At 70.3% G+C, this 24,320-nt stretch carries 23 protein-coding genes, 3 tRNA genes and 1 riboswitch; of the genes, 14 read left to right on the top strand and 12 right to left on the bottom strand.

Annotation, left to right across the window (positions count from 1 at the left end):
• Positions 1-46 precede the first annotated feature (46 nt).
• From FS770_RS11235 to FS770_RS11255, 5 genes are all read left to right on the top strand, one after another.
• Positions 47-994, top strand: coding sequence for a universal stress protein (locus FS770_RS11235; protein WP_145011856.1), 948 nt, complete (start codon positions 47-49; stop codon positions 992-994).
• Between the two features lie 164 nt (positions 995-1,158).
• Positions 1,159-1,231, top strand: a tRNA-Glu gene (locus tag FS770_RS11240).
• Positions 1,232-1,320: 89 nt separating this feature from the next.
• Positions 1,321-1,394 (top strand) — tRNA-Asp (locus FS770_RS11245).
• A gap of 75 nt (positions 1,395-1,469) precedes the next feature.
• A tRNA-Phe gene (locus FS770_RS11250) sits at positions 1,470-1,542 on the top strand.
• Positions 1,543-1,733: 191 nt separating this feature from the next.
• Positions 1,734-2,204 (top strand): hypothetical protein, encoded by a 471-nt coding sequence (locus FS770_RS11255; protein WP_145011859.1) that lies wholly within the window; start codon positions 1,734-1,736, stop codon positions 2,202-2,204.
• A 129-nt stretch (positions 2,205-2,333) separates the two neighbouring features.
• On the opposite strand, the gene FS770_RS11260 is transcribed toward FS770_RS11255, so the two are convergent.
• The 3 genes from FS770_RS11260 to FS770_RS11275 form a co-directional block, all read right to left on the bottom strand.
• Positions 2,334-4,202 carry a glycoside hydrolase family 13 protein gene (locus tag FS770_RS11260; protein ID WP_145011862.1) on the bottom strand — a complete coding sequence of 623 codons (1,869 nt, stop codon included), beginning with the start codon at positions 4,200-4,202 and terminating at the stop codon, positions 2,334-2,336.
• Positions 4,203-5,241: 1,039 nt separating this feature from the next.
• Positions 5,242-6,252 (bottom strand): DUF8083 family protein, encoded by a 1,011-nt coding sequence (locus FS770_RS11270; RefSeq protein WP_145011865.1) that lies wholly within the window; start codon positions 6,250-6,252, stop codon positions 5,242-5,244.
• A 2-nt stretch (positions 6,253-6,254) separates the two neighbouring features.
• A complete protein-coding gene (locus FS770_RS11275; RefSeq protein WP_055086002.1) occupies positions 6,255-7,061 on the bottom strand; it encodes an exodeoxyribonuclease III in 807 nt (268 codons plus the stop codon).
• A 152-nt stretch (positions 7,062-7,213) separates the two neighbouring features.
• On the opposite strand from FS770_RS11275, the gene FS770_RS11280 reads away from it, so the two are divergent.
• The gene (locus FS770_RS11280; protein WP_145011868.1) at positions 7,214-8,473 is read left to right on the top strand and encodes a phospholipase D-like domain-containing protein; all 1,260 of its coding nucleotides are present in this window, start codon (positions 7,214-7,216) and stop codon (positions 8,471-8,473) included.
• Between the two features lie 180 nt (positions 8,474-8,653).
• Here the strand turns inward: FS770_RS11280 and FS770_RS11285 are convergent, their stop codons facing one another.
• From FS770_RS11285 to FS770_RS11295, 3 genes are all read right to left on the bottom strand, one after another.
• Positions 8,654-10,084 (bottom strand): LLM class flavin-dependent oxidoreductase, encoded by a 1,431-nt coding sequence (locus FS770_RS11285; RefSeq protein ID WP_145011871.1) that lies wholly within the window; start codon positions 10,082-10,084, stop codon positions 8,654-8,656.
• A gap of 1 nt (position 10,085) precedes the next feature.
• On the bottom strand, positions 10,086-10,850 hold the full coding sequence (locus FS770_RS11290; protein WP_145011874.1) for a 3-oxoacyl-ACP reductase: 765 nt from the start codon (positions 10,848-10,850) through the stop codon (positions 10,086-10,088).
• Positions 10,851-10,895: 45 nt separating this feature from the next.
• Positions 10,896-11,030, bottom strand: a riboswitch (TPP riboswitch).
• A gap of 517 nt (positions 11,031-11,547) precedes the next feature.
• The gene (locus FS770_RS11295) at positions 11,548-11,769 is read right to left on the bottom strand and encodes a hypothetical protein (RefSeq protein ID WP_145011877.1); all 222 of its coding nucleotides are present in this window, start codon (positions 11,767-11,769) and stop codon (positions 11,548-11,550) included.
• A 207-nt stretch (positions 11,770-11,976) separates the two neighbouring features.
• On the opposite strand from FS770_RS11295, the gene nhaA reads away from it, so the two are divergent.
• The gene (nhaA, locus tag FS770_RS11300) at positions 11,977-13,368 is read left to right on the top strand and encodes a Na+/H+ antiporter NhaA (RefSeq protein ID WP_145011880.1); all 1,392 of its coding nucleotides are present in this window, start codon (positions 11,977-11,979) and stop codon (positions 13,366-13,368) included.
• Between the two features lie 220 nt (positions 13,369-13,588).
• Here the strand turns inward: nhaA and nadE are convergent, their stop codons facing one another.
• Entirely contained in the window at positions 13,589-14,416 is an 828-nt protein-coding gene (gene nadE / locus FS770_RS11305; protein ID WP_145011883.1) for an ammonia-dependent NAD(+) synthetase, read from the bottom strand.
• A 152-nt stretch (positions 14,417-14,568) separates the two neighbouring features.
• Here nadE and FS770_RS11310 point away from each other — a divergent pair, with 152 nt between their 5' ends.
• From FS770_RS11310 to FS770_RS11325, 4 genes are all read left to right on the top strand, one after another.
• Positions 14,569-15,351: an enoyl-CoA hydratase gene (locus FS770_RS11310; RefSeq protein WP_144941316.1), complete on the top strand. Its 783-nt coding sequence runs from the start codon at positions 14,569-14,571 to the stop codon at positions 15,349-15,351.
• A 374-nt stretch (positions 15,352-15,725) separates the two neighbouring features.
• A complete protein-coding gene (locus FS770_RS11315; protein WP_144941314.1) occupies positions 15,726-16,127 on the top strand; it encodes a TOBE domain-containing protein in 402 nt (133 codons plus the stop codon).
• Entirely contained in the window at positions 16,127-16,960 is an 834-nt protein-coding gene (gene modA / locus FS770_RS11320) for a molybdate ABC transporter substrate-binding protein (RefSeq protein WP_144941311.1), read from the top strand. Before FS770_RS11315 ends, modA begins: the two co-directional genes overlap by 1 nt.
• On the top strand, positions 16,957-18,597 hold the full coding sequence (locus tag FS770_RS11325; RefSeq protein WP_145011886.1) for an ABC transporter permease: 1,641 nt from the start codon (positions 16,957-16,959) through the stop codon (positions 18,595-18,597). Before modA ends, FS770_RS11325 begins: the two co-directional genes overlap by 4 nt.
• Positions 18,598-18,749: 152 nt before the next feature.
• Here the strand turns inward: FS770_RS11325 and FS770_RS11330 are convergent, their stop codons facing one another.
• The 3 genes from FS770_RS11330 to FS770_RS11340 all read right to left on the bottom strand — a co-directional run bounded on the left by FS770_RS11330 (position 18,750) and on the right by FS770_RS11340 (position 21,008).
• Positions 18,750-19,544 (bottom strand): hypothetical protein, encoded by a 795-nt coding sequence (locus FS770_RS11330; RefSeq protein WP_145011889.1) that lies wholly within the window; start codon positions 19,542-19,544, stop codon positions 18,750-18,752.
• Complete coding sequence (locus FS770_RS11335) at positions 19,541-20,542, bottom strand: ABC transporter ATP-binding protein (RefSeq protein ID WP_145011892.1); 1,002 nt, start codon at positions 20,540-20,542, stop codon at positions 19,541-19,543. Before FS770_RS11335 ends, FS770_RS11330 begins: the two co-directional genes overlap by 4 nt.
• Before the next feature lie 151 nt (positions 20,543-20,693).
• Positions 20,694-21,008 (bottom strand): hypothetical protein, encoded by a 315-nt coding sequence (locus FS770_RS11340; protein ID WP_244944896.1) that lies wholly within the window; start codon positions 21,006-21,008, stop codon positions 20,694-20,696.
• Between the two features lie 194 nt (positions 21,009-21,202).
• Here FS770_RS11340 and FS770_RS11345 point away from each other — a divergent pair, with 194 nt between their 5' ends.
• Both FS770_RS11345 and FS770_RS11350 read left to right on the top strand, forming a co-directional pair.
• Positions 21,203-21,496: a putative quinol monooxygenase gene (locus tag FS770_RS11345; RefSeq protein WP_144941302.1), complete on the top strand. Its 294-nt coding sequence runs from the start codon at positions 21,203-21,205 to the stop codon at positions 21,494-21,496.
• Positions 21,497-21,526: 30 nt separating this feature from the next.
• Entirely contained in the window at positions 21,527-22,138 is a 612-nt protein-coding gene (locus FS770_RS11350) for a hypothetical protein (protein WP_244944897.1), read from the top strand.
• A 104-nt stretch (positions 22,139-22,242) separates the two neighbouring features.
• Here FS770_RS11350 and FS770_RS11355 read toward each other — a convergent pair whose 3' ends face one another.
• Complete coding sequence (locus FS770_RS11355) at positions 22,243-22,608, bottom strand: SdpI family protein (protein ID WP_145011895.1); 366 nt, start codon at positions 22,606-22,608, stop codon at positions 22,243-22,245.
• Between the two features lie 111 nt (positions 22,609-22,719).
• Between FS770_RS11355 and FS770_RS11360 the strand changes: the two genes are divergently transcribed.
• Complete coding sequence (locus FS770_RS11360) at positions 22,720-23,262, top strand: GNAT family N-acetyltransferase (RefSeq protein ID WP_145011898.1); 543 nt, start codon at positions 22,720-22,722, stop codon at positions 23,260-23,262.
• On the opposite strand, the gene FS770_RS11365 is transcribed toward FS770_RS11360, so the two are convergent.
• A complete protein-coding gene (locus FS770_RS11365) occupies positions 23,228-24,307 on the bottom strand; it encodes a permease (protein WP_244944898.1) in 1,080 nt (359 codons plus the stop codon). The genes FS770_RS11360 and FS770_RS11365 overlap by 35 nt on opposite strands.
• Between the last annotated feature and the right edge of the window lie 13 nt (positions 24,308-24,320).

Below are 24,320 nucleotides of genomic sequence, written 5' to 3' on the forward strand. Positions count from 1 at the left end.
CGCGACTAGGCTGGAACCAGGACATCCTGCCCAGGGAGGGAGCACCATGAACGCACGTGAGGCCGAGATCGTCGTGGGTGTGGACGGTTCCGAGCAGAGCCTGGCCGCCCTGCACTGGGCCGCCCGGGAGGCCCACCGCCGCGGGGCGCCGCTGCACGTGGTGACCGCCTACTCGGTGCCGATGGTCGGGGGCTCCACCTTCGACGTCGGCTACGCCGCGTTCGACGACGCCGCCATGAACCGCGCCGTGCAGGAGCTCGTGGACGACGCCCGACGCCGCGTGGCAGAGCTGGACGTGGACGTCCGGTCCACGGTCGAGGCCGGGGACCCCTCCGGCGTGCTCGTGGAGCTGAGCAGGGATGCGCAGCTGCTGGTGCTGGGCTCCCGAGGCCGGGGCGGTCTGATCGGACGTCTACTGGGCTCGGTCTCAACGGCCGTTCCCGCGCACGCGCACTGCCCCGTGGGGATCATCCCCCTCCAGTGGGGCACCGAGTACCGGCTCCACGAGAACGTGAGCCGTCACGGAGCTTTCGTGGACGGTGTGACCGTGGGCTCCGACGGCTCCGAGCGGGCCAGTGCCGCCATGCTGTGGGCCGCGGAGGAGGCCGAGCAGCTCGGTGTGCCGCTGACCGTGGTGTGCGCCGCACCCTCCGAGTCCGGGTCCTCGGTGTGGCTGCCCTCCCCGGTGGACTTCGACGACCTCCGCGGACAGGTCCAGAACGCGCTGGACGCCAGCGTCGAGTGGTTGCGCGGGCACTTCCCGGACCTGGAGATCACCGGCGTGCTCGCGGACGGGTCCCCCATCCACGTGCTCGTGGAGCGTTCCGCGCAGAACCAGCTGGTGGTCACCGGAACCCGCGGGCGCGGCGGCTTCGCCGGGATGCTGCTGGGCTCCACGTCCCAGGGCGTGCTGCACAATTGCGTGGGCCCGGCCATGATCGTCCCGTGCTTCGCGGACCCGCGGCTCGCGGACCGCCCGGACGTGGGCATCTGAACCGTCCGCGGCCGGGCAGGGAACCGGGGCGCGCGGTCGTCACAGGGCTCCCGCTGCGGTTTCCGCAGGCTCACGGTCCGTTTGTGAAAGACGGCACCTTCCCTCTAAGCTACTGACGGTCCATCGTCCGAGGGGTGGCCTGTTACCACTCGGAGGAGGTTCTGGCCCCCATCGTCTAGCGGCCTAGGACACCGCCCTTTCACGGCGGCAGCACGGGTTCGAATCCCGTTGGGGGTACGTTTTCCCACGGGGGCTCCCGCGGGGGCGCCGATTTGCACAGTGAGTCGGTTGTCCTGGTAAGATCTTCTCTCGTTGGAAACAATCAAGGCCCTGTAGCGCAGTTGGTTAGCGCGCCGCCCTGTCACGGCGGAGGTCGCGGGTTCAAGTCCCGTCAGGGTCGCTCAGGCGGCGATGAAAAGGCAACTTTTCGCGCCGTCGCGGCATATCACCGTGGGTTTCACCCCGGCGTGTGCCTGGCTCTGTAGCTCAGTTGGTAGAGCGTACGACTGAAAATCGTAAGGTCACCGGATCGACGCCGGTCGGAGCCACTGAACCCTCGCGTGGCTTCTACACGCGGGGGTTCTTCTCATTCCCGGCCACATCTGCCAGCCACCCCACCCTCAGCCTGCGCGGAGGTTCGCGCCCTAGCGTGTGGTTCACCGGACCCGCCCCGTCGCCGAACCTGGCGGACGCGCATGGGCGGGCTTCTGGGCAGCGGGAACGTGGGAAAGGACCGGGCATGGACCAGCGAGCGCGAGCGCTGTGCGCGGGTGCGGCGGCACTCGTCGTCGCCGCCCTGGTGAGCGGGTGCAGCGTCCACAGGGACCAGGCCACGACCATCGATCTGGTCCCTGCATCCTCCTCGCCCTCTCCCTCCGCCGCGGCGGCGACCCCCCAGGGGCACGCGGACACCACCGCCTGCTTCGACGTGGCCGAGGCCTACAGCGGGCTGGAGCTGCTACCACTCACGGACCAGGACGGCGACGGGGACGAGGGGGACGACGACGCCCTCGGCCAGGCGCGGGACTCCCTCACCTCGGTGCGTGAGCACCTCCCGGACGCCGTGCGACCGGCGTTCGACGACGTCCAATCCATCCTCGACGACGCCGGCGGCACCCTCCAGCCCCGCGAGGCCGTGCGGCTGCACCGGGCCCTGGAGCCCGCGGAGTCATGGCTGCAGGCCAACTGCGCGAGCACGCCGTCCGGCTGAGCCGCGCCCCTGCCCTCCGCTCGCCGCCTTCGAGACGCCGCACCCGGCTTGGGCGCAGGTCTGCCGCGCATGCGAACGGCCGGGCGGAGGGGACACCTCCTGCCCGGCCGTGCGCGCCGCGTCAGCCGCTCAGAGCTTGAGCCACACTGCGCTGTCCACGCTCAGGCGGTCACCCACCACGGCGTCCTGACCGCTCGCGAGCAGCAGCTCGCCGCGGGAGAGCTCCTCAAAGCCCATGGCGGACTCGCCCAGGTTGGCGGCCACCAGGACGTCGCCCTCTGCGCGAGGGAGCACGTACGCGAGAATGCCCTGCTCGTCCTGGCTCAGGGGATGCCATGCAAAGCCGGTGGCGCCCAGACCCAGCTCGTGGCGCAGCCGCAGGGCACGCCGGTAGAGGTTCAGGGTGGACTGCGGATCGCCGAGCTGGTGGTCCACTGTGATCTCGGCGAAGGACTCCGGCTGGGGTAGCCACGGCGCGGGACCGAAACCCAGCCCCTCGCCCACGGGAGACCACGGAAGGGGTACGCGAGCGCCGTCGCGCCCCAGCTCCGCGCCCAGGGTGCGGTGGAACGTGGGGTCCTGGCGGGCGTCGTCGGGCAGCTCGGTGTGCTCCGGCAGGCCCAGCTCGTCCCCCTGGTACACGTACGCGGAACCGGGCAGGGAGAGCTCCACGAGTGCGGCGGCCCGGGCCCTCCGCAGGCCCTGGCCGTGGTGGGGCTGCTCGTCCTGCGCGCCGATGCCGTTCGGGTACGCGGTGCGCGAGCTCAGGCCGTAGCGGGAGGGGTGACGGACCGTGTCGTGGTTGGACAGCACCCACGTGCACGGCGCACCCACCTCGGCGTTCGCGCGCAGGGAGGTCTCGATGGTGTCCCGCATGCGGTCCCGGTGCCACCCGGCCACCAGGAAGTCGAAGTTGAACGCCTGCTGGGCCTCGTCCTCCCGCACGTAGCGGGCCAGCCGCGACGCCGGGCCCACCCACGCCTCGACCACCAGCATCCGTTCACCGGGGTACTCCTGCAGCACACGGTTCCAGTCCCGGTATATCTCGTGCACACCGTCCTGGTCGAAGTACGGGCCGGTGTCCATGGTCTTGGTGGGGGCGGCCTCCTCGGCGTCGGCTGCGGGGGCGGCGGCGCCCTCGGCGCTTCCGGCCGCGAGGTCACCCTGCTCGACCCCGACCGTCTCAGGGCCGAGCGCCGCGGCATCGTCGTTCCCGGAATCCACGGTCGACGCCGAGGCGACGTCTGTGGGGCGGGTGGCCGCGGCGTCATCGTCCTCGGCGGCGTCCGTGCCCTCGACCATGTGGACCTGCTCGTCCCAGTCCGGCAGGCCATCCGCCTTGATCATTCCGTGGGCCACATCCACCCGGAAGCCGTCCGCACCGCGGTCCAGCCAGAAGCGCAGGATCGCGCGGAACTCCTCCCAGACCTCCGGGTTCTCCCAGTTCAGGTCCGGCTGCGAAGAGTCGAAGAGGTGCAGGTACCACTGCCCGTCCGGCACGCGGGACCACGCGGCGCCGCCGAAAAGGGACTTCCAGTTGTTGGGCGGCAGCTCGCCGTTCTCGCCGGTGCCCTCGCGGAACATGTAGCGCTCGCGCTCGGGTGAGCCCGGGCCGGCGGCGAGAGCGGCCTGGAACCACTCGTGGTCCTCGGAGGTGTGGTTGGGGACCAGGTCCACGATGATCTTCAGGCCCAGCCGGTGGGCCTCCTCGCGCATGCGGTCGAAGTCCTCGAGGGAGCCGAAGCGCGGATCGACGGTGCGGTAGTCCGCGACGTCGTACCCGGCGTCGTGCTGCGGCGAGAGGTAGAAGGGGGAGAGCCAGACGGCGTCCACGCCCAGGTCCTTGAGGTACGGCAGCTTCTCGGTGACACCGCCGAGGTCACCCATGCCGTCCCCGTTGGAGTCCTTGAAGGAGCGGGGATACACCTGGTAGATGACGGCGTCGCGCCACCACTCGGAACCGGCCGGGGCTGAGAAAACTGTTTGCGAAGAAGACACGTCCCCCAGGCTACGCCGCGGCCCCGCCCACCCTCACGTGCATGTGCTCCGCTGATGCAGATCGAGGGGTCTCAAAGCGCATTTGCTCCGTCAAAGCAGCGGGTGGGGTGCGGGTGGCGGGCGACGGCGGCTGTGGACAACGTCTCCTGTCTCCCCTTGCGAGCATCTACAGTCCGAGCACGGGGCCGTGCCAGCAGCATCTCGTGGGGTTCCCCGTCGAGCGTCATGTGGTCACCACCGCGGAGACGGGCAGCCGGGCCTCGCAATTCGTGAAGAATCCTCAGATCCAGCGCCTCGCGCGGGGGCTCTGGATGCTTCGAAGGGAACCGTTGACGCTTTCTAAGGGGGCGCTGCTGCGGCAGAAGCACCTCGCGGGGCCGGATTCGGGGCCTCTGGTGAGCGGTGTGAGCGCACTCGATCTGATGCGCATGCCGGTGGGCGGAACGGATCCGTGGGTGGAAGTGGCACTCGGACGTGGCCGTTCTGCGAGTGTTCTGACCCGGAGGAGCGCGAACAGCGAGGGGCTCGCGGCGACCGGGCAGCGGGTGGAGCTGCTCTGGACCACACACCGGATCCAGTCCCAGCGGGACAGCGTGCGGATCGCGGAGTCCCGTTGGTTCGCCGCTCTTCCCGGACCGTGGGAAACGCAGATCGTGCATCCGCTGGAGGTCCTGGCGCGCCTGGCAGGACGCGCGTGTGGCGGTGGAGTTCAACGGCGCCGTCCACGCCAGGGAGGTCGCGCAGTACCGTGACGAGATGCACCGGATCTCGCTGCTGCGGGATGCAGGGTGGGACGTCTCGCTGCTCACCGGGGACGACCTGCGCTCACCAGCCCGCCGGGACACATGGGTGAATCGGGTGCGACGGGGCCTGTCCTGGAGCAGAAGCACCCCAGCCCGTGCGACGCGTCACCCCTCCTCCCCATGTGCCCGCCGCCGGCCTCCTGCAAAAACTGAGCTAATGCCAATTTCCGGGCCGGATTTTGCACTAGGGGAGCAAACGCGGGGGGGGGCGACGGCGCCGTCGCCCCCGCCGCGTGTCAGTTCGCCTGCTGCAGGTGGGCCAGCGGGGCCCAGCGCACGAAGATGCGGCGCAGCGCCGCGGTGGCGGAGCCGAAGTCGCCCTCGCGCAGCAGCTCCACGGCGTCGGACACGTCCCGGGGGCTCTCGTCGGGCTGGATCCGGTCCGCCACCGAACCGTAGTCCAGGCAGAGCAGGGAGTCGGGGCTGAACGCATCCAGCCAGCGTCCGAGGCGGGTGAGGTCCTGCGCGAACGCGGCGGCCTGCTGCGCCTCTTCGGGGACGTCTCCGACCTCGTCGGACGGGCCCGCCCCGGAAGGATTCTCACCGGACGGATCCTCCCTGGACAGGTCCTCGCCGGCCGGGCCCCGGGCGGCCCCGGAGGAGCGTGGCATCCGCGTGACGGATCGGGCGGCGTCCTCCACGGCCCGGGCGGCCCCAGCCACCCGGGCCGCGGCGGTGTCCGCGGGGACTATCAACCGGTGCACCTCGTGGCCCGAGTGGTGGGAGGACACGTGGTCCTCGGGCTCGAACGCGGCGAACCACGCGAGGGGCACCACGTAGGCGGACTCCCGCGTGTAGACGGGCAGGAACGCCTCACGAGAAGTGGCCTTGGCGGCCGCCTCAACCTGTTTCTCGGGAACGAGCAGGGGGAGCAGCTGGGCGCTGTTCTCGTCCTCGGCGGCGGTGAACAGGCGCAGGGAGCGTCGAAGCCGCTGGGCGGGGTGGAAGACCGGGAAGTCCCCCCCACGGCCCGAGGCCACACGCCGCGCCCCGGCCGGTGCGGTGGAGAACGGCATGGTCCACAGCGGTTCGTGTGCGGGCGGAAGCAGGGGCTGGGTGGTGTCGGCGAGCCGGGCGAGCTGCTCGGAGAACTCGTGCACCCCGGCCGTGAACGGGTCCATGGCGCGGGGGATGCCAGGGGCGTAGGCCGCGTCGAGCTCCTGCTGGGGCACGTAGATCCGCAGGGCGAAGCGGATGGGTGAACCGGTGACGCTGCGGTACGCGCTGCCCACGTTGAGGAGGGGCACGGTCAGTCGATCTCGATCACGACGGGTGCGTGGTCGGACGCGCCCTTGCCCTTGCGCTCGTCACGGTCGATCCACGCGTCCGTCACCCGAGCGGCCAGGGCGGGGGAGCACAGCTGGAAGTCGATGCGCATGCCCTCTTTCTTGGGGAAGCGCAGCTGTGTGTAGTCCCAGTAGGTGTAGACACCGGGGCCGGGATGGCGGGGCCGGACTACGTCCTGGTAGCCGGCGTCCTCGACAAACGCGTTGAACGCCGCGCGTTCCGGCTCGCTGACGTGCGTGTATCCGCCGTCCTTGAAGAGCTGGATGTCCCACACGTCCTCGTCCCGCGGGGCCACGTTCCAGTCGCCCACCAGGGCGATCTGCGCGTCCGGATCGTCCTGCACCCACTGCCTGGCGTGGCCCTCGAGCACCCGCAGCCACTCGAGCTTGTACGGCATGTGGGGATCCTCCAGCCCGCGCCCGTTGGGCACGTAGAGGGACCAGATCCGCACGCCGTCGCACGTGGCGGCGATCGCCCGGGCCTCCTGGGCGGGCTCCTGGCCGGGCTTGCCGAACGTGGGCTGGTCAGGGAAGGTTCGCTCCACGTCCTTGAGCCCCACGCGGGAGGCGATGGCGACGCCGTTCCACTGGTTCACGCCGAAGTGCGCCACCTCGTAGCCCGCGAACTCGAAGAGCTCCCACGGGAAGTTCTCGTCCTTGGCCTTGGTCTCCTGGATGGCCAGGACGTCCACGTCCGAACGGTCGAGCCACGCCTCGATGCGGTCGGCGCGGGCACGGATGGAGTTCACGTTCCACGTGGCGATTCTCATGCTCCCCACGGTAGCCACCCGCGCGGGCCCTGAGAAACCAGCCGTGCGACGTCGTCGTCGGGAGGGCCGCGCACCCTCGGATCCAGGACGACTCCCAGGCGGCGCCCCCGAAACCGTGGTGGCTGCGGGGTGAGCGGCACTACTGTGGCGTCATGAACGCAATGCGGGCGCTAGCCGAGATCAGGGAACGTCGGATCATCCTCAAGGCCGCGGGAGTGGGGGCGGCCTCGCTGCTCGGGGCGCAGGCCGTGGTGGTTGCGTCCCTCGTGAGCGTCGACTGGTGGAAGCAGCGCGGGCGCAAGCAGCGTGATGCTCCTCGCCCGGGCACGTACACCGCGCAGGTGCAGGACTCCGCAATGACCGTCTACACCTCCGGTGAGGACGTGTACGAGGACATGCTCGAGGCGATCGACGGTGCCGAGCGCTCGATCCACATGGAGACGTTCATCTGGAAGGGCGACGAGATCGGGCAGCGCTTCCTCGACGGCATGAACCGTGCGGCCGAGCGGGGCGTGAAGGTCTTCGTGATCTACGACGGGTTCGCGAACACCGTGGTGCCGCACTCGTTCTACCGGTTCTCCGAGAAGGTGGACGTCTTCCGCGTCCCCGCGGTGCGGCGTCCGTTCTGGAAGGGCCCCCTGCGCTTCTCGGGGCTGTGCCACTCGAAGATCCTGGTGGTGGACGACAACATCGGCTTCGTGGGCGGCTTCAACATCGGCTCGATGTACTCCCGGCGCTGGCGCGACACCCACATCCGGGAGATCGGCCCGGCGGTGTGGGGACTGCGCAACGCCATCGCTGCCGTGTGGAACGAGGACCGCGCCCCGGAGCACGCGATCGAGTGGATCCCGCCCAAGAACTGGAATCCGGAGGTGCGCGTCTCGCCGAACCTCCCCATCCAGCTGGTGTATCCCATCCGCGGCATGTACTTGAGCGCGATCGAGCGGGCCAGGGACCACATCTGGATCAACACCCCGTACTTCGTGCCGGACCAGCAGATCCTGGACACGCTCCTGGCCGCCGCCCGCCGCGGTGTGGACGTGCGGATCATGGTGCCCAAGGACTCGAACCACATCGTGGCGGACTGGGTCTCCCGGGGCTTCTACGGCCAGCTGCTGGAGGCCGGGGTGACCATCCTGCTGTATGCGGCGTGCATGATCCACTCCAAGACCGCCACGATCGACGGCGAGTGGTCCACCGTGGGCACCGCCAACCTGGACCGGCTCTCCCTGTCCTTCAACTACGAGACCAACGTGGAGATCGTGGACAAGGACTTCGCCGCGGAGATGGAGAAGGTCTTCCTCTCGGACAGCACACACTGCGACGAGCTGACCTCGCCGGCGTGGCGTGACCGCCACCCCATGGCGCGGGTGGCCGAGGTGGTGCTCGCGCCGCTGCGGCCCCTGATGTGATCCGGGAGACCTGAGGGGACGACGCCGCCGCGTTCCGGCACCCACGCCGGTCGCCTCGTCGCCGGGGCCCGATCTGCGCCTCCACCCGGGCCTCCACCCGGAGCCAGGATCCGCCTGCTCGTCTCCGCACGACGCCGCCGCGCCCCACGAACGGGGCGCGGCGGCGTCGTCCTGCCCGGCTCAGACCTGCGAGAGGTGACCGCGCAGCGTGGTGGCGGTGTACTCGGTGCGGAACAGGCCGCGGCGCTGCAGCTCCGGGACCACGAGGTCCACGAAATCGGCGAGGGAGTCCGGCTGCACGGGCGGCATGAGGTTGAAGCCGTCCGCACCACCCTTCTCCAGCCACTCCTGCATCTGGTCGGCGATGCTCTGCGGCGTGCCCACCATGGTGCAGTGCCCGCCGCCGGCGGCCAGGCGCCCGAGCAGCTGCCGGACGGTGGGGTTCTCGGCCTCGACGATGCGCAGGATGGTGCCGTAGCGCCCCTGCGGACCGGTGAACTTCTCCAGGGGCGGCAGCGGGGGAACGGGCGCGTCCAGCTCCCACTGGGAGCAGTCCTGCTCCACGAACGTGGAGAGCTGCGCGAGGGACTGCTCCACGGGCAGCAGCCGGTCCACGCGGTCCTGCTTGGCGAGGGCCTCCTCGTGGGTGCGGCCCACGTAGGTGACCAGCCCGGGCATCACGGCCACGGACTCCGGATCGCGGCCGGCCCGCGCGACCTCCGCCTTGACCGAGGAGTAGTACTCCTGGGCGGCCGGGAGGTCGTAGGCCACGGCGTAGATCCCCTCCGCGCAGTCCCCGGCCAGGGCCTTGCCGGGCCCGGACGCACCGGCCTGGAACAGCACCGGCTCGCCCTGCGGGGAGCGCGGGACCGTGAGGGGTCCGTCCACCAGGAAGTGGCGGCCCTCGTGGTCCAGGCGGTGCAGCTTGGAGGGGTCCGCCCACTGGCCCTCGGGGTCCGCGGTGACGGCGTCTTCGTCCCAGCTGGCCCACAGGGCGCGGGCCACCTGCACGAACTCGCGGGCGCGCTCGTAGCGCTCGTCCTTGGGCGGCATGGCCCGGTAGCCGTGGTTGCGGGCTTCCGCATCCCACATGGAGGTCACCACGTTCCAGCCCGCCCGGCCGCCCGAGATGTGGTCCAGGGACGCGAGCATCCGGGCCGCGTGGAACGGGGTGAAGAACGTGGAGGAGACCGTGCACACCAGGCCGATGCGCTCGGTGGCGCGCGCCATCGCGGACAGCGCGGTCAGCGGTTCGAGCGACCAGTGGGGTCCGCCGGACACGTCGCCCACGCTGTGGCCGTCCGCGAAGAACACGGCGTCGAACAGGCCGTGCTCGGCGGTCTGCGCGAGCTCCTCGTAGTAGGTGATGTCCGTGAGGCGGTGCACCGAGGAGTTCGGGGCGCGCCACGCGGCCTGGTGGTGGCCGGCGCCGTAGAGGAACGCGTTGAGGTGGAGGCGGCGGGCCGGTGCGGTCGTGGGCGACGACGCCGCAGCGGCCGTCCCGAGCGTCGGCCCGGCTTCGGGGGTGGTTGCCGACGCCGCGCCCCCGGCAGGTGCCGTGCGCGCGGGACCGGGCTGGGCGGCGTCGTCGTGCGGGGAGGGGACGGCCATGTCAGTCCATCACCAGCCCGCCGTCGACCACCAGGTTCTGGCCGGTGACCCCGCGGGACCAGTCCGAGGCGAAGAACAGGGCGGTGTTCGCGAACTCCTCAGGGGTGGTCACGCGGCCCAGGGGGGTGCCGGCGGCGATGAAGTCGAAGACCTCGTCCGGGGTGGCGGCGCTCGCGTCCGTGGTGCGCAGCAGGCCACCGGAGATCATGTTCACGGTGATGCCCTGCGGGCCGAGGTCCTTGGCGGCGGTGCGGGTGAGCGCGAGCAGGGCGGCCTTCGCGGCGGTGTAGTCGTGGTAGGGGACCACCGGGTTCTGGAAGAGGTTGGTGCCGATGTTGATGATGCGCCCCTCACCGGCCTGGCCCATGCCCGGGGTGACCGCCTGCATCACGTTGAGGGCGCCCACCACGGCGCCGTGGAACTGCTGCGTGAGGTTCTCGGCGGTCAGGTGCTCCAGGGTGGGGCGGGCGTCCCCGTTGAAGCTGAAGTCCACCAGGGCGTTGTTCACGGCCACCGTGATCGGCGCGCCGAAGTGCTCCCGGGCCTGGGTGACCATGTCCCGCACCTGTTGGGCATCGGTCACGTCCGCCTGGACGGCGAGCGCCCTGTCCTCCCCGAGCTCACGGACCAGCGCCCGGGCGCGGTCCTCGCTCGCGTGGTAGTTCACGACGACGCGCGCACCCTCGCGCGCGAATGCCCGGCTGAGGTGCTCCCCGAGCCCACGGGCTCCGCCGGTGACCAGGACGATGGCGTTCTCGATCCGCATGCTCACTCCTGTGGCTCACGGCGAAGAAAGCGGTGCGCCACCTGCGCGGTGCGACCGTGACATCCCTTCGCCAGTACTAACTGGACAGGTTCGACGGGTGTCATCTCAGCCGCCTTGGCTTCACGCTCCGTGCGCCCGGTGGGGCTGGAGGGAAGGGTGGCGGCACCCCGTGTCACTGGTGGTCAGTGTAGTCAGGGAGGTTTGGCGAGGATCAAGTGAGCGGATTGACCGGGAAGGATGGGGTCGCAGGGAACCCTGATAGGAAAGTGGCGAGACCAAATAACCGGCAGCGCGCTCGGCGGAGGGGCACGGCAGCCAGAACGGAGACGGGCGAATGTCACACCGAACAGCCGCTTCGCGGGCAAGGAACGTTGGATGGGTGCTGTGGCTCGCAGCGGTACTCGCCTGGATCGGAGGGCTTGTGGCGGAGCGACTCGTGTACTCCGGATCCCTGTCCTGCGAACTGGGCGACGGAAGCTCGATCTACGGTGAGCCGGAGTGGAGCTGGGTGCCACTGGGCCACACATGCACCTGGGAGAACGTGGGCGGCGTGACAGTCGTGGACGAGCCGTCCATGATGACTCTCGTACCGCTGCTGGTCCTGTTCCTGTGGGGAATCAGCCTGATGTTGGCTCGTGTTTCCAAGCCACAGCCGCACCGCAGTCCGGTATAACCGGTCCTGCCGGTGGCAGCTCGGTCAAGACAGGCCGTTGCTCGCGGGGCGGCGCGCCGCTCGACGGCGCTGTGCCGCGACTTCTGCACGCCGTTCTTGCACCGCCTTGGTGAAAAAGATGACGGCGAAAAGCAGTTCCAGGGTCATGAGCAGCCATGATTCCCGCGCTCCAATGAAAGTGATCACGAAGAGGGCCACCATCGCGGACCCCTGGATCAGCAAGCCCACCGATTTCCGTTTCAGCATGCCCCCACCGTAGGCAGGTCACTGCCAGATCGTCTCGTGTACCGGGTCGCAGCGACAGAGAAGCCGAGTGGGTTGCTGCGGGACCGCCTTTCTGAAAGCCGCCCCGGGTGCGCCACCCAAAAGCGCCCTGCTACCCTTGCTGGCTGGTGTGCCGGGAAGTCTGGTCGGCGGTAATGAGCGTGATGCCCGTCGACATTGGAGTAGTCCATGCCCCTGCACCACACGACCACCCCTGCCCACCGTGAGCCCGGATCCCCGGAGCCCGTGGCGCAGGAAGAGCCCTCCGGCTTCGTTTCGGAGCCCGGTTTCTTCAACCATCCTGAGCCCCCGTGCGAGCCTGACCACCCCGCGGGCGGCGCCCTCTCCCGCCTCCAGGACGTCCTGCGCCGCGAGACCGTGGCCGGCATCCTCCTGGTGGTCGCCGCCGTCCTCGCCATCGTCTGGGCCAACTCCCCCTTTGCGGAGAGCTACTTCGCGTTGCGGGACCTCGACGTGGGCTACGAGCCGTGGCACCTGAACTTCAGCCTCGGCGCCTGGGCCGCGGACGGGCTGCTCGCGATCTTCTTCTTCCTCGTAGGCCTGGAGCTCAAGCGCGAGTTCGTCGCGGGTGATCTGCGGGACCTCGGCAAGGCAGCGGTGCCGATTGCGGCGGCGGTGGGCGGCGTCGTCCTCCCGGCTCTGATCTACGCGGGCGTGAACCTCGGCAGTCCCGAGACCCTGGGCGGCTGGGCGATCCCCACCGCCACCGACATCGCGTTTGCGGTGGCGGTGCTCGCGATCGTGGGCTCGCACCTGCCCAGCGCGCTCCGCCTCTTCCTGCTCACGCTTGCCGTGGTGGACGACCTGCTGGCCATCACGATCATCGCGGTCTTCTACACCGACGAGGTGCACGTGCTCCCGCTGCTCCTCGCGCTCGTCCCGCTGGCCGTGTTCGGGCTCCTGGCGCACCGCTTCCCCCGCTTCTTCGCGCACCGCACGTGGGCCGCCTGGGCGATCCTGGTGCCGCTGGCCGTGATCACGTGGGCCCTGGTCCACGAGGCGGGGATCCACGCCACGGTCGCGGGTGTCCTGCTCGGTTTCGCAATTCCCGTCCTCGCGGGAAAAGCTTCCGGGGACCCCGTGGAGCTCGCCGAGCACCTGGAGCACCGCGTCCGGCCCCTGTCCGCCGGGTTCGCGGTGCCGGTCTTCGCGTTCTTCTCCGCGGGCGTCGCGGTGGGCGGCTGGGACGGATTGACGACGGCGCTCGCCGCCCCCGTCACGCTCGGCACCATCGCGGGCCTCGTCCTGGGCAAGCCGCTGGGCATCATTGCCGCCACGTGGCTCACCACCGTGCTCACCGGGCGGAAGCTGGATCCGTCCTACCGGTGGATCGACCTGGTGGGGATCGCGCTGCTGGCCGGCATCGGGTTCACGGTGTCTCTGCTGATCTCGGAGCTCAGCTTCGACCCGTCCGCGGCCGCCGGTGACCAGGCCAAGGTGGCCGTGCTGACCGCCTCGGTCCTGGCGGCCGTGCTGGCCGGCGGTGTGCTGGCGGTCCGCAACCGCCGCTACCGCAGCGCGTCACCCCGGGTGTTCGGGAACGACGCCGCAGAGGCGTAGGGACCGGGGGCTTCCGTCCCCTGCGGTGGTCGTTGCGGAGGGCATGTGCCGGGCGCTTCCCGGGGCCGAAACTGTGTCAGTCGCGAGGTCGGATCGCGTGGAACGGAGCCGTGCCATGGCACTCCACGACGCGCTGAGGGCCCGCATCACCGGGGCCCCCAGTGAGTGACGCCGCCGGGCACAACCCGCTCGGCGTCGTCGGCGCTGAACGGGAGCGGGCTCAGCCCTCCCGCCACCACGCATCCGCCGGGGTCACTGGCACGGTGCGCTTGTGGCGGGAGCGCAGGAAGATCTGCTCCAGCTTCTCCGCGACCTCCACGTGGACGTCCTTGCCCTCGAGGTAGTCGTCGATGTCCTCGTACGTGAGGCCCAGCTCGTCCTCGTCCGTGCGGCCGGGGTTGTCGTTGAGCAGGTCCGCGGTGGGGACCTTCCCGACCAGCTGCTCCGAGGCTCCCAGGTACTCCAGCAGCTGCCGGTTCTGCCGCTTGTTCAGCCCGGCCAGCGGCAGGAGGTCCGCGCCGCCGTCCCCGAACTTGGTGAAGAACCCGGTGATGGACTCCGCCGCGTGGTCCGTGCCGATCACCAGCAGGTTGTGGTCCCCGCCCACCGCGTACTGCGCGGTCATGCGCACGCGGGCCTTGGTGTTGCCGCGTGTGAAGTCGCTGAGCTGCTCACCGGTGGCGGCGGCGTAGGCGGCCTCGAACCCGTCGACGGCCGGCGCGACGTCGTACGTGACCACCCGGTCCGGCTCGATGAAGGCGAGGGCGGCCTGGGCGTCGTCCTCGTCCTGCTGGGTGCGGTACGGCAGGCGCATGGCCACGAACTCCGCAGGGATCTCGTCCTCGCGCAGCTTCTCCACGGCCAGCTGCGCGAGCCGACCCGCGAGCGTGGAGTCCACGCCGCCGCTGATGCCCAGCACGAAGCCCCTGGTGTGCGTCGCCTGGAGGTAGTCGCACAGGAAGTCGACGCGCCGCGCCGCCTCCGTCTCCGGGTCGATCCGCGGGGCCACCCCGAGTTCGGCGATGATCTGTGCCTGCAATTCACGCATGCCGCCATGCTAGCGACCGTGTGTTTCCGGCACGTCACGTCCCACTCCCCCCCCGCAGATGACGACGACGCCGCACGTGCGCCTGCTCCGACGCGCGCCAGGCACGGGGCGGTGTGAGGCGGGGAACGGCGGGGTCGTGAGATGCTGGTCACATGACTGAGAACACCTACGACACCATCCTGGTCCGCCGCGAGGGACGCGTGGGCGTGATTGCGCTGAACCGCCCCAAGGCGCTGAACGCGCTGAACGAGCAGACCATGACCGAGCTCGTGGCGGCCGCCACCGACCTGGACCGTGATCCGGAGATCGGTGCGATCGTCCTCACCGGCTCCGAGAAGGCGTTCGCCGCGGGTGCTGACATCAAGGAGATGGGCTCCAAGACCGGTTCGGACATGTACCGCGAGGACTTCTTCTCCGCGTGGGACACCTTCGCCCGGCTGCGCACGCCGAAGATCGCGGCGGTCGCGGGCTACGCCCTGGGCGGTGGCTGCGAGGCGGCCATGATGTGCGACATGATCATCGCCGCGGACACTGCCAAGTTCGGGCAGCCGGAGATCACCCTGGGCGTCATTCCCGGTATGGGCGGCACGCAGCGGCTCACCCGTGCGGTGGGCAAGGCCAAGGCGATGGACCTCATTCTCACCGGCCGCCAGATGGACGCCGAGGAGGCGGAACGCTCCGGACTCGTCTCCCGAGTGGTCCCCGCCGACTCCCTCATGGACACCGCGCTCGAGGTCGCCACGACGATCGCCGGCATGTCCAAGCCGGTGGCACAGCACGCCGTGGAGACGGTGAACACCGCGTACGAGACCACCCTGGCCGCCGGCCTGCAGTACGAGCGCCGCGTGTTCCACGGGCTGTTCTCCACTGCGGACCAGAAGGAGGGCATGGCGGCCTTCACGGAGAAGCGGAAGCCGAACTTCTCCCACGAGTGAGCACCAGAGGTGCACCGCGCGGGGTGGTGCACCACCCGGTGACACTCATCGACGGCGCCGTTCCGGGGGAGGCCCGGGAGCGGCGCCGTCGTGCTGCCCGGCGGCGGTCGCAACAACGGAGCAGATGCAGAAATTGAGCGGTTCTGGTGCGTTTGCTCCGTTCTTGCGCGGGGGTGGAGGCGAGATGTGGGCGGTTTTCCGGGGGCGTGCACCAACGGAGCAAACGTCGACATCCGGGCCGTTGTGTGCACTTGCTCCGCCAGTCAGCATCGGAAGGGCGCCAGGCCGACTCCGCGAGCCCGTGACCACGGACTGTCCCCGCATCTGCGGTCCTCTTCGTACCTATGACCCGCAGCTGCGGATAGGGTGTGTCCATGACCTTCCTCCGCGTGGCCCGGGCGGCCACCTTCCTGGGCGTCAGCGACGACACCGTGCGGCGGTGGATCGAGCAGGGCGCGCTCACCGGGCACAAGAACTCTGCGGGGCACACCGTGGTGGACGGGGCGCAGCTCGCGCAGCTTGCCCGCCGCAATGCCGTGAGCCCCGAGGACCCCGCGAAGGTGGGCAGCTCGGCCCGGAACAGGCTGGTGGGGCTGGTGACCGCGGTGAAGTCCGACCCCGTGATGTCCCAGGTGGAGCTGCAGTGCGGTCCGCACCGGATCGTGTCCCTCATGAGCACGGAGGCGGTGGAGGACCTCGGGCTCGAACCGGGATCCGTGGCCACTGCCGTGGTGAAGTCCACCGCGGTGATCGTGGAGACGGAGGGGCGCAAGTGATGGCGCGCGCAGAGCGGAAGACACCGGGCACCGCGGGTAAACGCCGACTCACGGCCCTCGTGGCCGCTGCGGGTCTGGGTGCCCTGGTGCTCACCGGCTGCGGTGGGCAGAGCGGGGCAGGTGACGCATCGGCGTCGTCCTCGGAGGCCGGGGGCGGGGACAAGACCCTGCGGGTGTCCGCGGCGGCGTCCCTCACCACGTCCTTCGAGCAGTTGTCCGACGAGTTCGAGAAGGACCACCCCGGCGTGCACGTGGACGTGAACTACGGCGGATCCTCGGGGCTCGTGCAGCAGCTCACCGAGGGCGCGTCCGCGGACGTGTTCGCCTCCGCGGACCAGAAGAACATGAAGAAGCTCACGGACGCGGACCTCGCCCAGGGGGAGCCGAAGATCTTCGCGACCAACGTGCTGACCCTCGTGGTGCCCAAGGACAACCCGGCGGGGATCACGAGCGTCCAGGACGTGCTGGACAAGAAGGTCAAGCTCGTCACGTGCGCGCCCGAGGTGCCGTGCGGCGCCGCCACGCAGAAGGTGGAGAAGGCCAACGGTGTGGAGCTCAAGCCCGTGAGCCAGGAGAACGCCGTGACGGACGTGCTCGGCAAGGTCACCAGCGGCCAGGCGGACGCCGGGATCGTGTACGTCACGGATGCCAAGGCTGCCGGGGACAAGGTCACCACCATCGAGATCCCCAAGACGGACGAGGCGATCAACAAGTACCCGATCGTGGCACTGAACAAGTCCGAGCAGCCGGAGCTCGCCGCGCAGTTCGTGGACCTGGTCACGGGTGAGCGCGGGCAGAAGGTGCTGAAGGACGCGGGCTTCGGCACCCCGTGACGCGCGGCTTCTCCGCCACCCCGCGGTGGGTGCTGCTCCCGGCGGGCGTGGGTGCCCTGCTCATCCTGCTGCCCCTGGTGGGGATGCTGCTGCGCATCGACTGGGCGCACCTGGGGGAGCTGCTCACGAGTGAGTCCTCGCTCGCCGCGCTGTGGCTGAGCCTGCGCACGGCGGTGGTCTCCACCGTGCTGTCCGTGGTCCTGGGTTGCCCGCTGGCCCTGGTGCTGGCGCGGTCCACGGCCCGGGGCCTCACCGTGTTCCGGTCGCTGGTGCTGCTTCCGCTCGTGCTGCCCCCGGTGGTGGGCGGTATCGCGCTGCTCTACACGTTCGGGCGCATGGGATTCCTGGGGCGTCCCCTGGGCGCACTGGGGGTGGACATCGCGTTCTCCACCACGGCGGTGGTGCTCGCGCAGACCTTCGTGGCACTTCCGTTCCTTGTGGTCTCACTGGAGGGCGCACTGCGCACCACGGGCACCCGCTACGAGCAGATCGCCGCTGGCCTGGGCGCCTCGCCCACGCGCACGCTCTTCCGCGTGACGCTGCCCGTCACCCTGCCCGCCGTGCTCTCCGGCGCCGCGCTGTCCTTCGCGCGCTGCCTGGGCGAGTTCGGCGCCACCCTCACGTTCGCGGGCAGTCTGGAAGGTGTCACCCGCACGCTCCCGCTGGAGATCTACCTGCAGCGCGAGACCGACCCCGACGCGGCCGTGGCCCTCTCACTGCTGCTCGTCCTGGTCGCGCTGCTGGTCGTGAGCCTCAGCGCCCCCGCACGACGACGCCGCGGCGCCGGCTTCCGCGCGAACCTCACCCGGTGGTTCGGGTGGGATGGCGCCGGTGCGCCGAACGGTAAGACCGATCCTGAGCCGCGCGCAGACGCCGCTGCAGCGGCCTCCGCCGAGGGGGTCCCTGCCGCGCCGGCCACGGTCGCAGCTGGCAGTCCGGCGCAGGGGTCCCACAACACCATCGGGCTGCGCGTGGACGTGCTTCACGAGCAACGGCATGCAGCTGCCGAGTTCACCGTGGAACCGGGCGCCACCGTGGCGCTGCTCGGGCCCAACGGGGTGGGGAAGTCCACGGTGCTCGGCGTGATCGCCGGGCTGCTCGCCCCGGACCGCGGACGTGTGGATGTGGGGGAGCGGTGCGTGGTCCGTGCGTGGCCCGGGGAACGGGCCGTGTGGGTCCCCGCGCACCGCCGCGGGGTAGCCCTCATGGCGCAGGAGCCTCTGCTGTTCCCCCACCTGAACGTGCTGGACAACGTGGCGTTCGGGCCCCGGGCGTGCGGGGCAGGGAGGGCGGAAGGGCGGCGTCGTGCCCGGGCGTGGCTGCGGGAGGTGGACGCGGAGGAGTTCGCGCAGCGGCGCCCGGACGAGCTCTCGGGAGGGCAGGCGCAGCGGGTGGCGATTGCGCGCGTGCTGGCCGCGGACCCGCGCGTGATCTTGCTCGACGAGCCCATGAGCGCACTGGACGTGGCCGCCCGCCCGCGGATGCGCGAGGTGCTGAAACGCGTGCTGGCCGGGCGCACCGCGGTGGTGGTCACGCATGACGACGCGGACGTCGCCGAGCTCGCGGACCGGGTGGTGCGGATGGATCGGGTCATCCGTGGTGGGAATGGCCGGTCGCACCAGGCTGAGACGACGTAATTTCACCATGACCGGCCCGCCTGTTCCACAGGTCAGGGCCGGTCCTCGTACGTACGGAGGACATCGATGTCCGCTGTGCCGGACAAGCCCTGGCCGTCAGCCCTGCGAGGGCTGATCTCCCCTTGCGATCACCCGCGGGGGTGCCGGGGCCCCTACTTCACTTCGCGGGTGAGCACCCGCCAGATGCCGATCAGCAGCGGCACCCCGATCCACAGCAGCGAGGACGTTCCCAGCTGACCCCACTCCGTGGCGGTGAGGTCCACTCCCTCCATGAGCGGGGCGGAGGCCGCGGTGATGCTCACCCACGCGCCGAGATCATGCAGCGCGGGCACCATCAGGGCAGCTGCCGAGTGCAGGATGGGCAGGACGAAGTACGCGACGATCGCCAGGGGCACGGACAACAGCGCCAGCCCGAACGCCACACCCTGCAGGAGGGCGAGCATCTGGCTGAGCCACTGGCCCGCCAGCTGACCGGGATCGAGGTCGATGCTCACGGGACTGCCGGAGAGACCGGCGGAGATCAGGTGTGCGATCAGTGCCAGGACCCACGCGGCCGCGAGGGCAATCGTCCCCAGGACGAGTGCTGCGAGCAGCTTGGCGAGCACCACCCGGATCCTGCGGGGTTCCTGCGTGAATGTGATCAGGGCGGTGCGCTGACTCCACTCGTTGCACGCCGTGATGATCCCCAGCACGGGCAGCAGCAGCCCCTGCGGCGTCAACGTCACGACGAACAGCCCGGGGAGGTCGGCCCCCTGCTCGCGGGTCAGCCAGGTGGCGAGCCCCAGCGCGAGGGCGGTGAGCACGCCCATGGCGATCAGCAGACCGCGCCCGGCGCGCGTGTCCACCTGTTTGCGCAGCTCGACGCGCAGCAGGGTGAGGAACGAGAGCCCGCGGCCCGTTGGTTCGGCGTGGCCCCACGGGGCCGTGGTGGTGGTTGCGGTGCTCATGCGGTGGGCTCCTCTCGGGCGGGCAATCCCTGGGCGGGTGACGGCTGCGCGGGCGGTGTGGTGGCGGACGACGCCGCCGCGCCGGGTGCGGGCGTTCCGCGCCCCTGCTCGTCGCGGGCGGTGTCCGCGGTGAGCTGCAGGAACATGTCCTCCAGCCGGGTGCCGTCCGCGGGGCGCAGCAGGGTGAGGGGCACACCGGCGTCGAGCGCCACGTGACCCACGCGGGCGGCGTCGGCCTCGATCTCGGCGGCACCGTCCGCGCGTCCCGAGAAGGCGATGCCCGCGGCGCTGAGCGCGGTGGCGAAGGCCGGGCGGTCCTCGGCGTCGGCCACGCAGCCGGGGCGCGTGGTGAGCAGGTCCGCCATGCTGCCCTGGGCGACGATCCGGCCGTGGCCGATCATCACGAGGTCGTCCGTGACCTGCTCCACCTCGTGCAGCAGGTGCGAACTCAGCAGCACGGTGCCGCCCTGGTCCGCGAAGTCCCGGAGCAGGCCACGCATCCAGCGGATGCCGGCGGGGTCCAGGCCGTTGGCGGGTTCGTCGAGCACGAGCACCTGGGGTTTCCCCATCAGTGCGCCCGCGAGCCCGAGGCGCTGGCGCATGCCCAGGGAGTAGTTCTTCACGCGGCGGCGTGCCTCGGAGGGCTCCAGCCCCACGAGGTCCAGCATCTCGTCCACCCGTGCCTTACCCGCACCCGTGATGGTGGCGGCGAGCTGCAGCACCTCGCGGCCGGTGCGCCCGGGGTGCTGCGCGGCGGCGTCGAGCATCACGCCCACGTGCCGGCTGGGGTTGGGCAGCTCGGCGTAGCGGCGGCCGAGCACGAGCGCCTCGCCCGAGCTGGCCGGCGTGAGACCGGTGAGCATCCGCAGTGCCGTGGACTTCCCGGCGCCGTTGGGCCCAAGGAAACCGGTGACCCGGCCGGGCTGTGCCACGAACGAGATGTCGTGCACCGCGGTGAATCCGCCGTAGCGCTTGGTGAGGTGCTCGATGCGAATCATGCTCTCCATCCTGACGGCCGAACGGGGTGGGACGGCGGAGGTGGGGGATGCGGGCGAGTCTCGTAGAACGGTGCGTCAGGAGAGGAGTGTCGACGAATTCACGCAGACAGGGTTCTCAGGCACGCTCGGAGGGTGAGCGGACGACCCGCCTTCACCGAGGCAGACGTGGTTCGTCGACATGCACCTCCCACAGGTGCAGGTCGATGGTGACCTCTGGGCCCACCGCGTCTTGCACCCTCTCCGCGAGTCGTTCGCCCTCGCAGCGGCTGGCCTCCCGCTGCTCCGGCGTGGGCCAGCCCCTCTCGTGGTCGAAGTGCTGCTTGAAGTTCCGGGTCCACGCCAGGACGTCTCGGGTCAGTTCCGGCGGGAGGGGGAAGTTCTCCTGGTCCAGGAGACCTTCCTCTCCCCAGAACGGCCAGCTGCAGCCGTATTCGTTGAACATGCGAACGGTCGTCGGCGTGGACACGGGGTCGTTCCTCTTGGGGGGACGGCTGGTCCCACGATCTTCGCCCGCCTCGAGGTGTTCGACAAGGGGTGGAGACTGCGCCGGTCGGCGGCGTGATTGCAGAACGAGCCCCCGCCGTCCGGCGCCCGCCTCCGGGTCGGTAGCATGAGTCGGGCCGGTGACCGTCCGGCGTCAACATCGAGAGAGGACAACCCATGGCCTTCGTCTGCAGCGCCACCTGGACTGCGAAGCCCGGAGAGGAGGACACCGTGCGTGACGCGCTCTCCCACCTCTCCCCGGCCGCTCGCCAGGAGCCCGGGAACCTCTACTACCAGGCGTACCAGAGCCCGGAGGAGCCTGCCGTGTTCCGCATCTTCGAGGTGTACACGGACAAGGATGCGTTCACGGCCCATGTGAGCTCCGAGCACTTCGACCAGTGGGGAACAAGCCAGGCGATCCCCGCCCTGGCGGAGCGTGCGCACAAGACCTACGAGACGCTCGACTTCTGACCGCCACACGTGACCAACCACGAGGAGACAATGCCGCCGCGCCCGGATCCTGCCCCGGCTGAACGAGGGCCCGCGTGGGCCCTTGTCCTCAGCGAGGTCTTCCAGGCGCCGCTCGTGCTGGCCGCGCTGCTGGTGGTCCTGCCGTGGACCGTGCACAGGAGCCTCGGGGCACTGCTGTGGGGCGTGATGGCGGCGCTGGCGGTCTGCGGGGTCTCACTCGCCACGGTCACTGTGCTGGCGCGCCGGGGTGTGCTCACCGACCACCACGTGAGCGTCAAGGAGCACCGCCGCCCAGTGATGGTCGGAACGTTCCTGCTGGTGGCGGCGTTCCTCGCCGTGACTCTCGCGTTCCACGGGCCCGTGGAGATCACGGGCCTGCTCACCGCCACGCTCGCCGCGAGCGCGGTGGTAGCCCTGGTGAGCCCGTGGTGGAAGATCTCGGTGCACGGCATGATGATGGGCGGCACCGCGGTGATCCTGCCCGTCGCGTGGGGGCCGTGGGGCCTGCTCTTCATCCCCGTGGCGGTGGCCGTCTGCGTGAGCCGCCGCATCCTGGGCGCGCACACGTGGCCGCAGCTGGTGGCGGGTTCCGCCTACGGGGTGGTGTTCCTGGGCGGGATCTACGCGCTCGTCGCGGGGTGATCCTACGGCGCCGTTCCGGAGTACGACGCCGCCGCACCCCACCTGGACGGACCGCCCCAGATCACGGCTCTGCCGTGCTCGCGCGAGGAGCTCAACGCTGGAACTCAGGCGGCGCCGTCGGCACCCTTCTTGGCCGCGAGAACAGGGGTAACAGCCGCGGCCAGAATTGCTACCGACGGTATGACCCCGAGCCACGGAACCAGACTCGCGGGGCCCAGGAAGATCAAGGCCAGACACACCAGGTCGAGAACCAGGATCACAAGGCACGCGCTTCTGACCACGGGGAGGGCTGCGGTATGACCGGCGCGCCATGCGGCGTCACTGCGCTTCGTGGCCCTGGTGCGGATGCCCACGGCGCCGTTGCGCCCCATCTCCCCGCTGGCTCCCATGCGGGTGACCATGAAGAGGATCCCGAACACCACCACGGACATGACGATGCCAATGAGGGCTCCCCCGCTGGACTCGTCCATGGGAGGGAGGATATCCCAGCGAACTCGTGGCGGTCACCCACGACTGGGGATGCCGGTGATGTAAACCCTCCAGGGGCCACCTGGAGATTGCCGGGGCGATAAATTCGACCCATGACGACCTCACTTGCCCTCCGGCCTCTGAGCGCGACCGATGCCCCTGAGATGGCGTTGGTCCTGGCCGATCCCGCGCTGTACCGGTACACGGGCGGCGAACCTCCGAGCGTTGAGGGCCTGGAGGGGCAGTACGCGGTGCAGACCCGTGGCCGATCTTCAGACGGGACCGAGCTGTGGCTCAACCGCATCGTGGTGGTGGGACCGGGGGAACAGGCGGTGGGCTACGTGCAGGCCACCGTTCCGCTGGACGGCTCACCTGCGGAGATCGCCTGGGTCATCGGGGTCCCGTGGCAGGGGCGCGGATACGCGCGCCGAGCGGCGGCACTCCTGGTGGGGGAGCTGCGCGATCACGGCGTCGAGGGGATCGTGGCGCACATCCACCCGGACCATGCGGCCTCTCAACGGGTGGCGCGTGGTCTGGGAATGGCGCCCACTGGTCTTGCGGTGGAGGGCGAGGTCAGGTGGGTGGGGGCCACTGCCGAGGTAGCCGGAGCGAGCGGCGTCGTCAGCCCAGTGCCACCAGGAGCCCGGCCGCGATGAGGCCGCCCACCACAACCCACCCGGTGACGAGCAGGGTGGTGCGGATCCCGAAGTGGCGGGCGACCATCACGATGGACGGAATGCTCAGCCCGGGCAGCGTGATGAGCAGGACCCCGGCCACGCCGTAGCCGGCGCCTGCGGCGGTGAGACCCACGACCACGGGGATCTCGCCGCCCGTGGGGATCACCAGTGCCGCACCGATCACGCCCACCAGGAGCAGTGCGAGCGGCCCGGCGTGCTGGCTCAGGGCCGCGAAGTCCGAGAGCCATCCGGAGAAGAACCCGACGAGCACCACCAGGAGCACGTACTCCGGGACCAGGACCATCAGGTAGAGGCCAAGTGCCCTGCCGAAGCGGGAGAGCATCTCGCCCCACGTCCGCGGGTCGGAGGGCAGGGTCTCGGGGGTCTCGACCTGCACGGTGGAGAAGCGTCGGCTCACGAGCACGGCCGCAATCAGGACCACCACGATGCCCACGACCACGCGCGTGGTTACGAACGGCCAGGACATGGTGAGTCCCAGAAATACCAGCACTGCAGGATTGAGCAGCGGATTGGCCAGCCAGTACGCCACGGTGGCCCCCGCCGGCGCCCCGGAACGCCGCAGGCCGATGGCCACGGGGGCGGTGCAGCACGTGCACATCATGCTGGGCAGAGCGAGCAGCGCTCCCGAGATGCCCTGTCCCCAGGACGTTCTGCGGCTCAGCGCCCGCAGCAGCCAGCGGCGCGGCACCAGGGACTCCAGTGCGGCGGCCACCAGAAGGGCGACGAGCGCGGCCTTCCACACGGCCTTGAGGTAGACCACCGTGAAGTCGAACGCGCCCTGCAAGGACAGAGTGGAACCGGCCGCGCCGAAGATCGCCTCGCCGCCCCACACGCCGGTCTCGGCCAGCTTGTGGCCCTTGAGGTCGTACGGGAGCCACTTGGCCCACAGCAGCCCGGCCACCAGGATCACCAGAGTGAGGGCGAGTCCTGCCCAGCCCATGCGTTTCGCACGGGCGGGGGTGGCGGCCTCGGGGGGATCGAGGGGCGTGATGGTGGTGCTCACCGGGGAGCCTTTC

The organism is Kocuria salsicia (assembly GCF_007681555.1).
In the GTDB taxonomy this organism is placed as follows: Bacteria; Actinomycetota; Actinomycetes; order Actinomycetales; family Micrococcaceae; genus Kocuria; species Kocuria salsicia.

Coding starts and splice junctions, on each gene's coding strand:
- FS770_RS11235 (WP_145011856.1), top strand. CDS start 47: ATGAACGCACGTGAGGCCGAGATCGTCGTGGGTGTGGACGGTTCCGAG.
- FS770_RS11255 (WP_145011859.1), top strand. CDS start 1,734: ATGGACCAGCGAGCGCGAGCGCTGTGCGCGGGTGCGGCGGCACTCGTC.
- FS770_RS11275 (WP_055086002.1), bottom strand. CDS start 7,061: ATGAGAATCGCCACGTGGAACGTGAACTCCATCCGTGCCCGCGCCGAC.
- FS770_RS11280 (WP_145011868.1), top strand. CDS start 7,214: ATGAACGCAATGCGGGCGCTAGCCGAGATCAGGGAACGTCGGATCATC.
- FS770_RS11285 (WP_145011871.1), bottom strand. CDS start 10,084: ATGGCCGTCCCCTCCCCGCACGACGACGCCGCCCAGCCCGGTCCCGCG.
- FS770_RS11290 (WP_145011874.1), bottom strand. CDS start 10,850: ATGCGGATCGAGAACGCCATCGTCCTGGTCACCGGCGGAGCCCGTGGG.
- FS770_RS11295 (WP_145011877.1), bottom strand. CDS start 11,769: ATGCTGAAACGGAAATCGGTGGGCTTGCTGATCCAGGGGTCCGCGATG.
- nhaA (WP_145011880.1), top strand. CDS start 11,977: ATGCCCCTGCACCACACGACCACCCCTGCCCACCGTGAGCCCGGATCC.
- nadE (WP_145011883.1), bottom strand. CDS start 14,416: ATGCGTGAATTGCAGGCACAGATCATCGCCGAACTCGGGGTGGCCCCG.
- FS770_RS11310 (WP_144941316.1), top strand. CDS start 14,569: ATGACTGAGAACACCTACGACACCATCCTGGTCCGCCGCGAGGGACGC.
- FS770_RS11315 (WP_144941314.1), top strand. CDS start 15,726: ATGACCTTCCTCCGCGTGGCCCGGGCGGCCACCTTCCTGGGCGTCAGC.
- modA (WP_144941311.1), top strand. CDS start 16,127: ATGGCGCGCGCAGAGCGGAAGACACCGGGCACCGCGGGTAAACGCCGA.
- FS770_RS11330 (WP_145011889.1), bottom strand. CDS start 19,544: ATGAGCACCGCAACCACCACCACGGCCCCGTGGGGCCACGCCGAACCA.
- FS770_RS11335 (WP_145011892.1), bottom strand. CDS start 20,542: ATGATTCGCATCGAGCACCTCACCAAGCGCTACGGCGGATTCACCGCG.
- FS770_RS11345 (WP_144941302.1), top strand. CDS start 21,203: ATGGCCTTCGTCTGCAGCGCCACCTGGACTGCGAAGCCCGGAGAGGAG.
- FS770_RS11350 (WP_244944897.1), top strand. CDS start 21,527: ATGCCGCCGCGCCCGGATCCTGCCCCGGCTGAACGAGGGCCCGCGTGG.
- FS770_RS11355 (WP_145011895.1), bottom strand. CDS start 22,608: ATGGACGAGTCCAGCGGGGGAGCCCTCATTGGCATCGTCATGTCCGTG.
- FS770_RS11360 (WP_145011898.1), top strand. CDS start 22,720: ATGACGACCTCACTTGCCCTCCGGCCTCTGAGCGCGACCGATGCCCCT.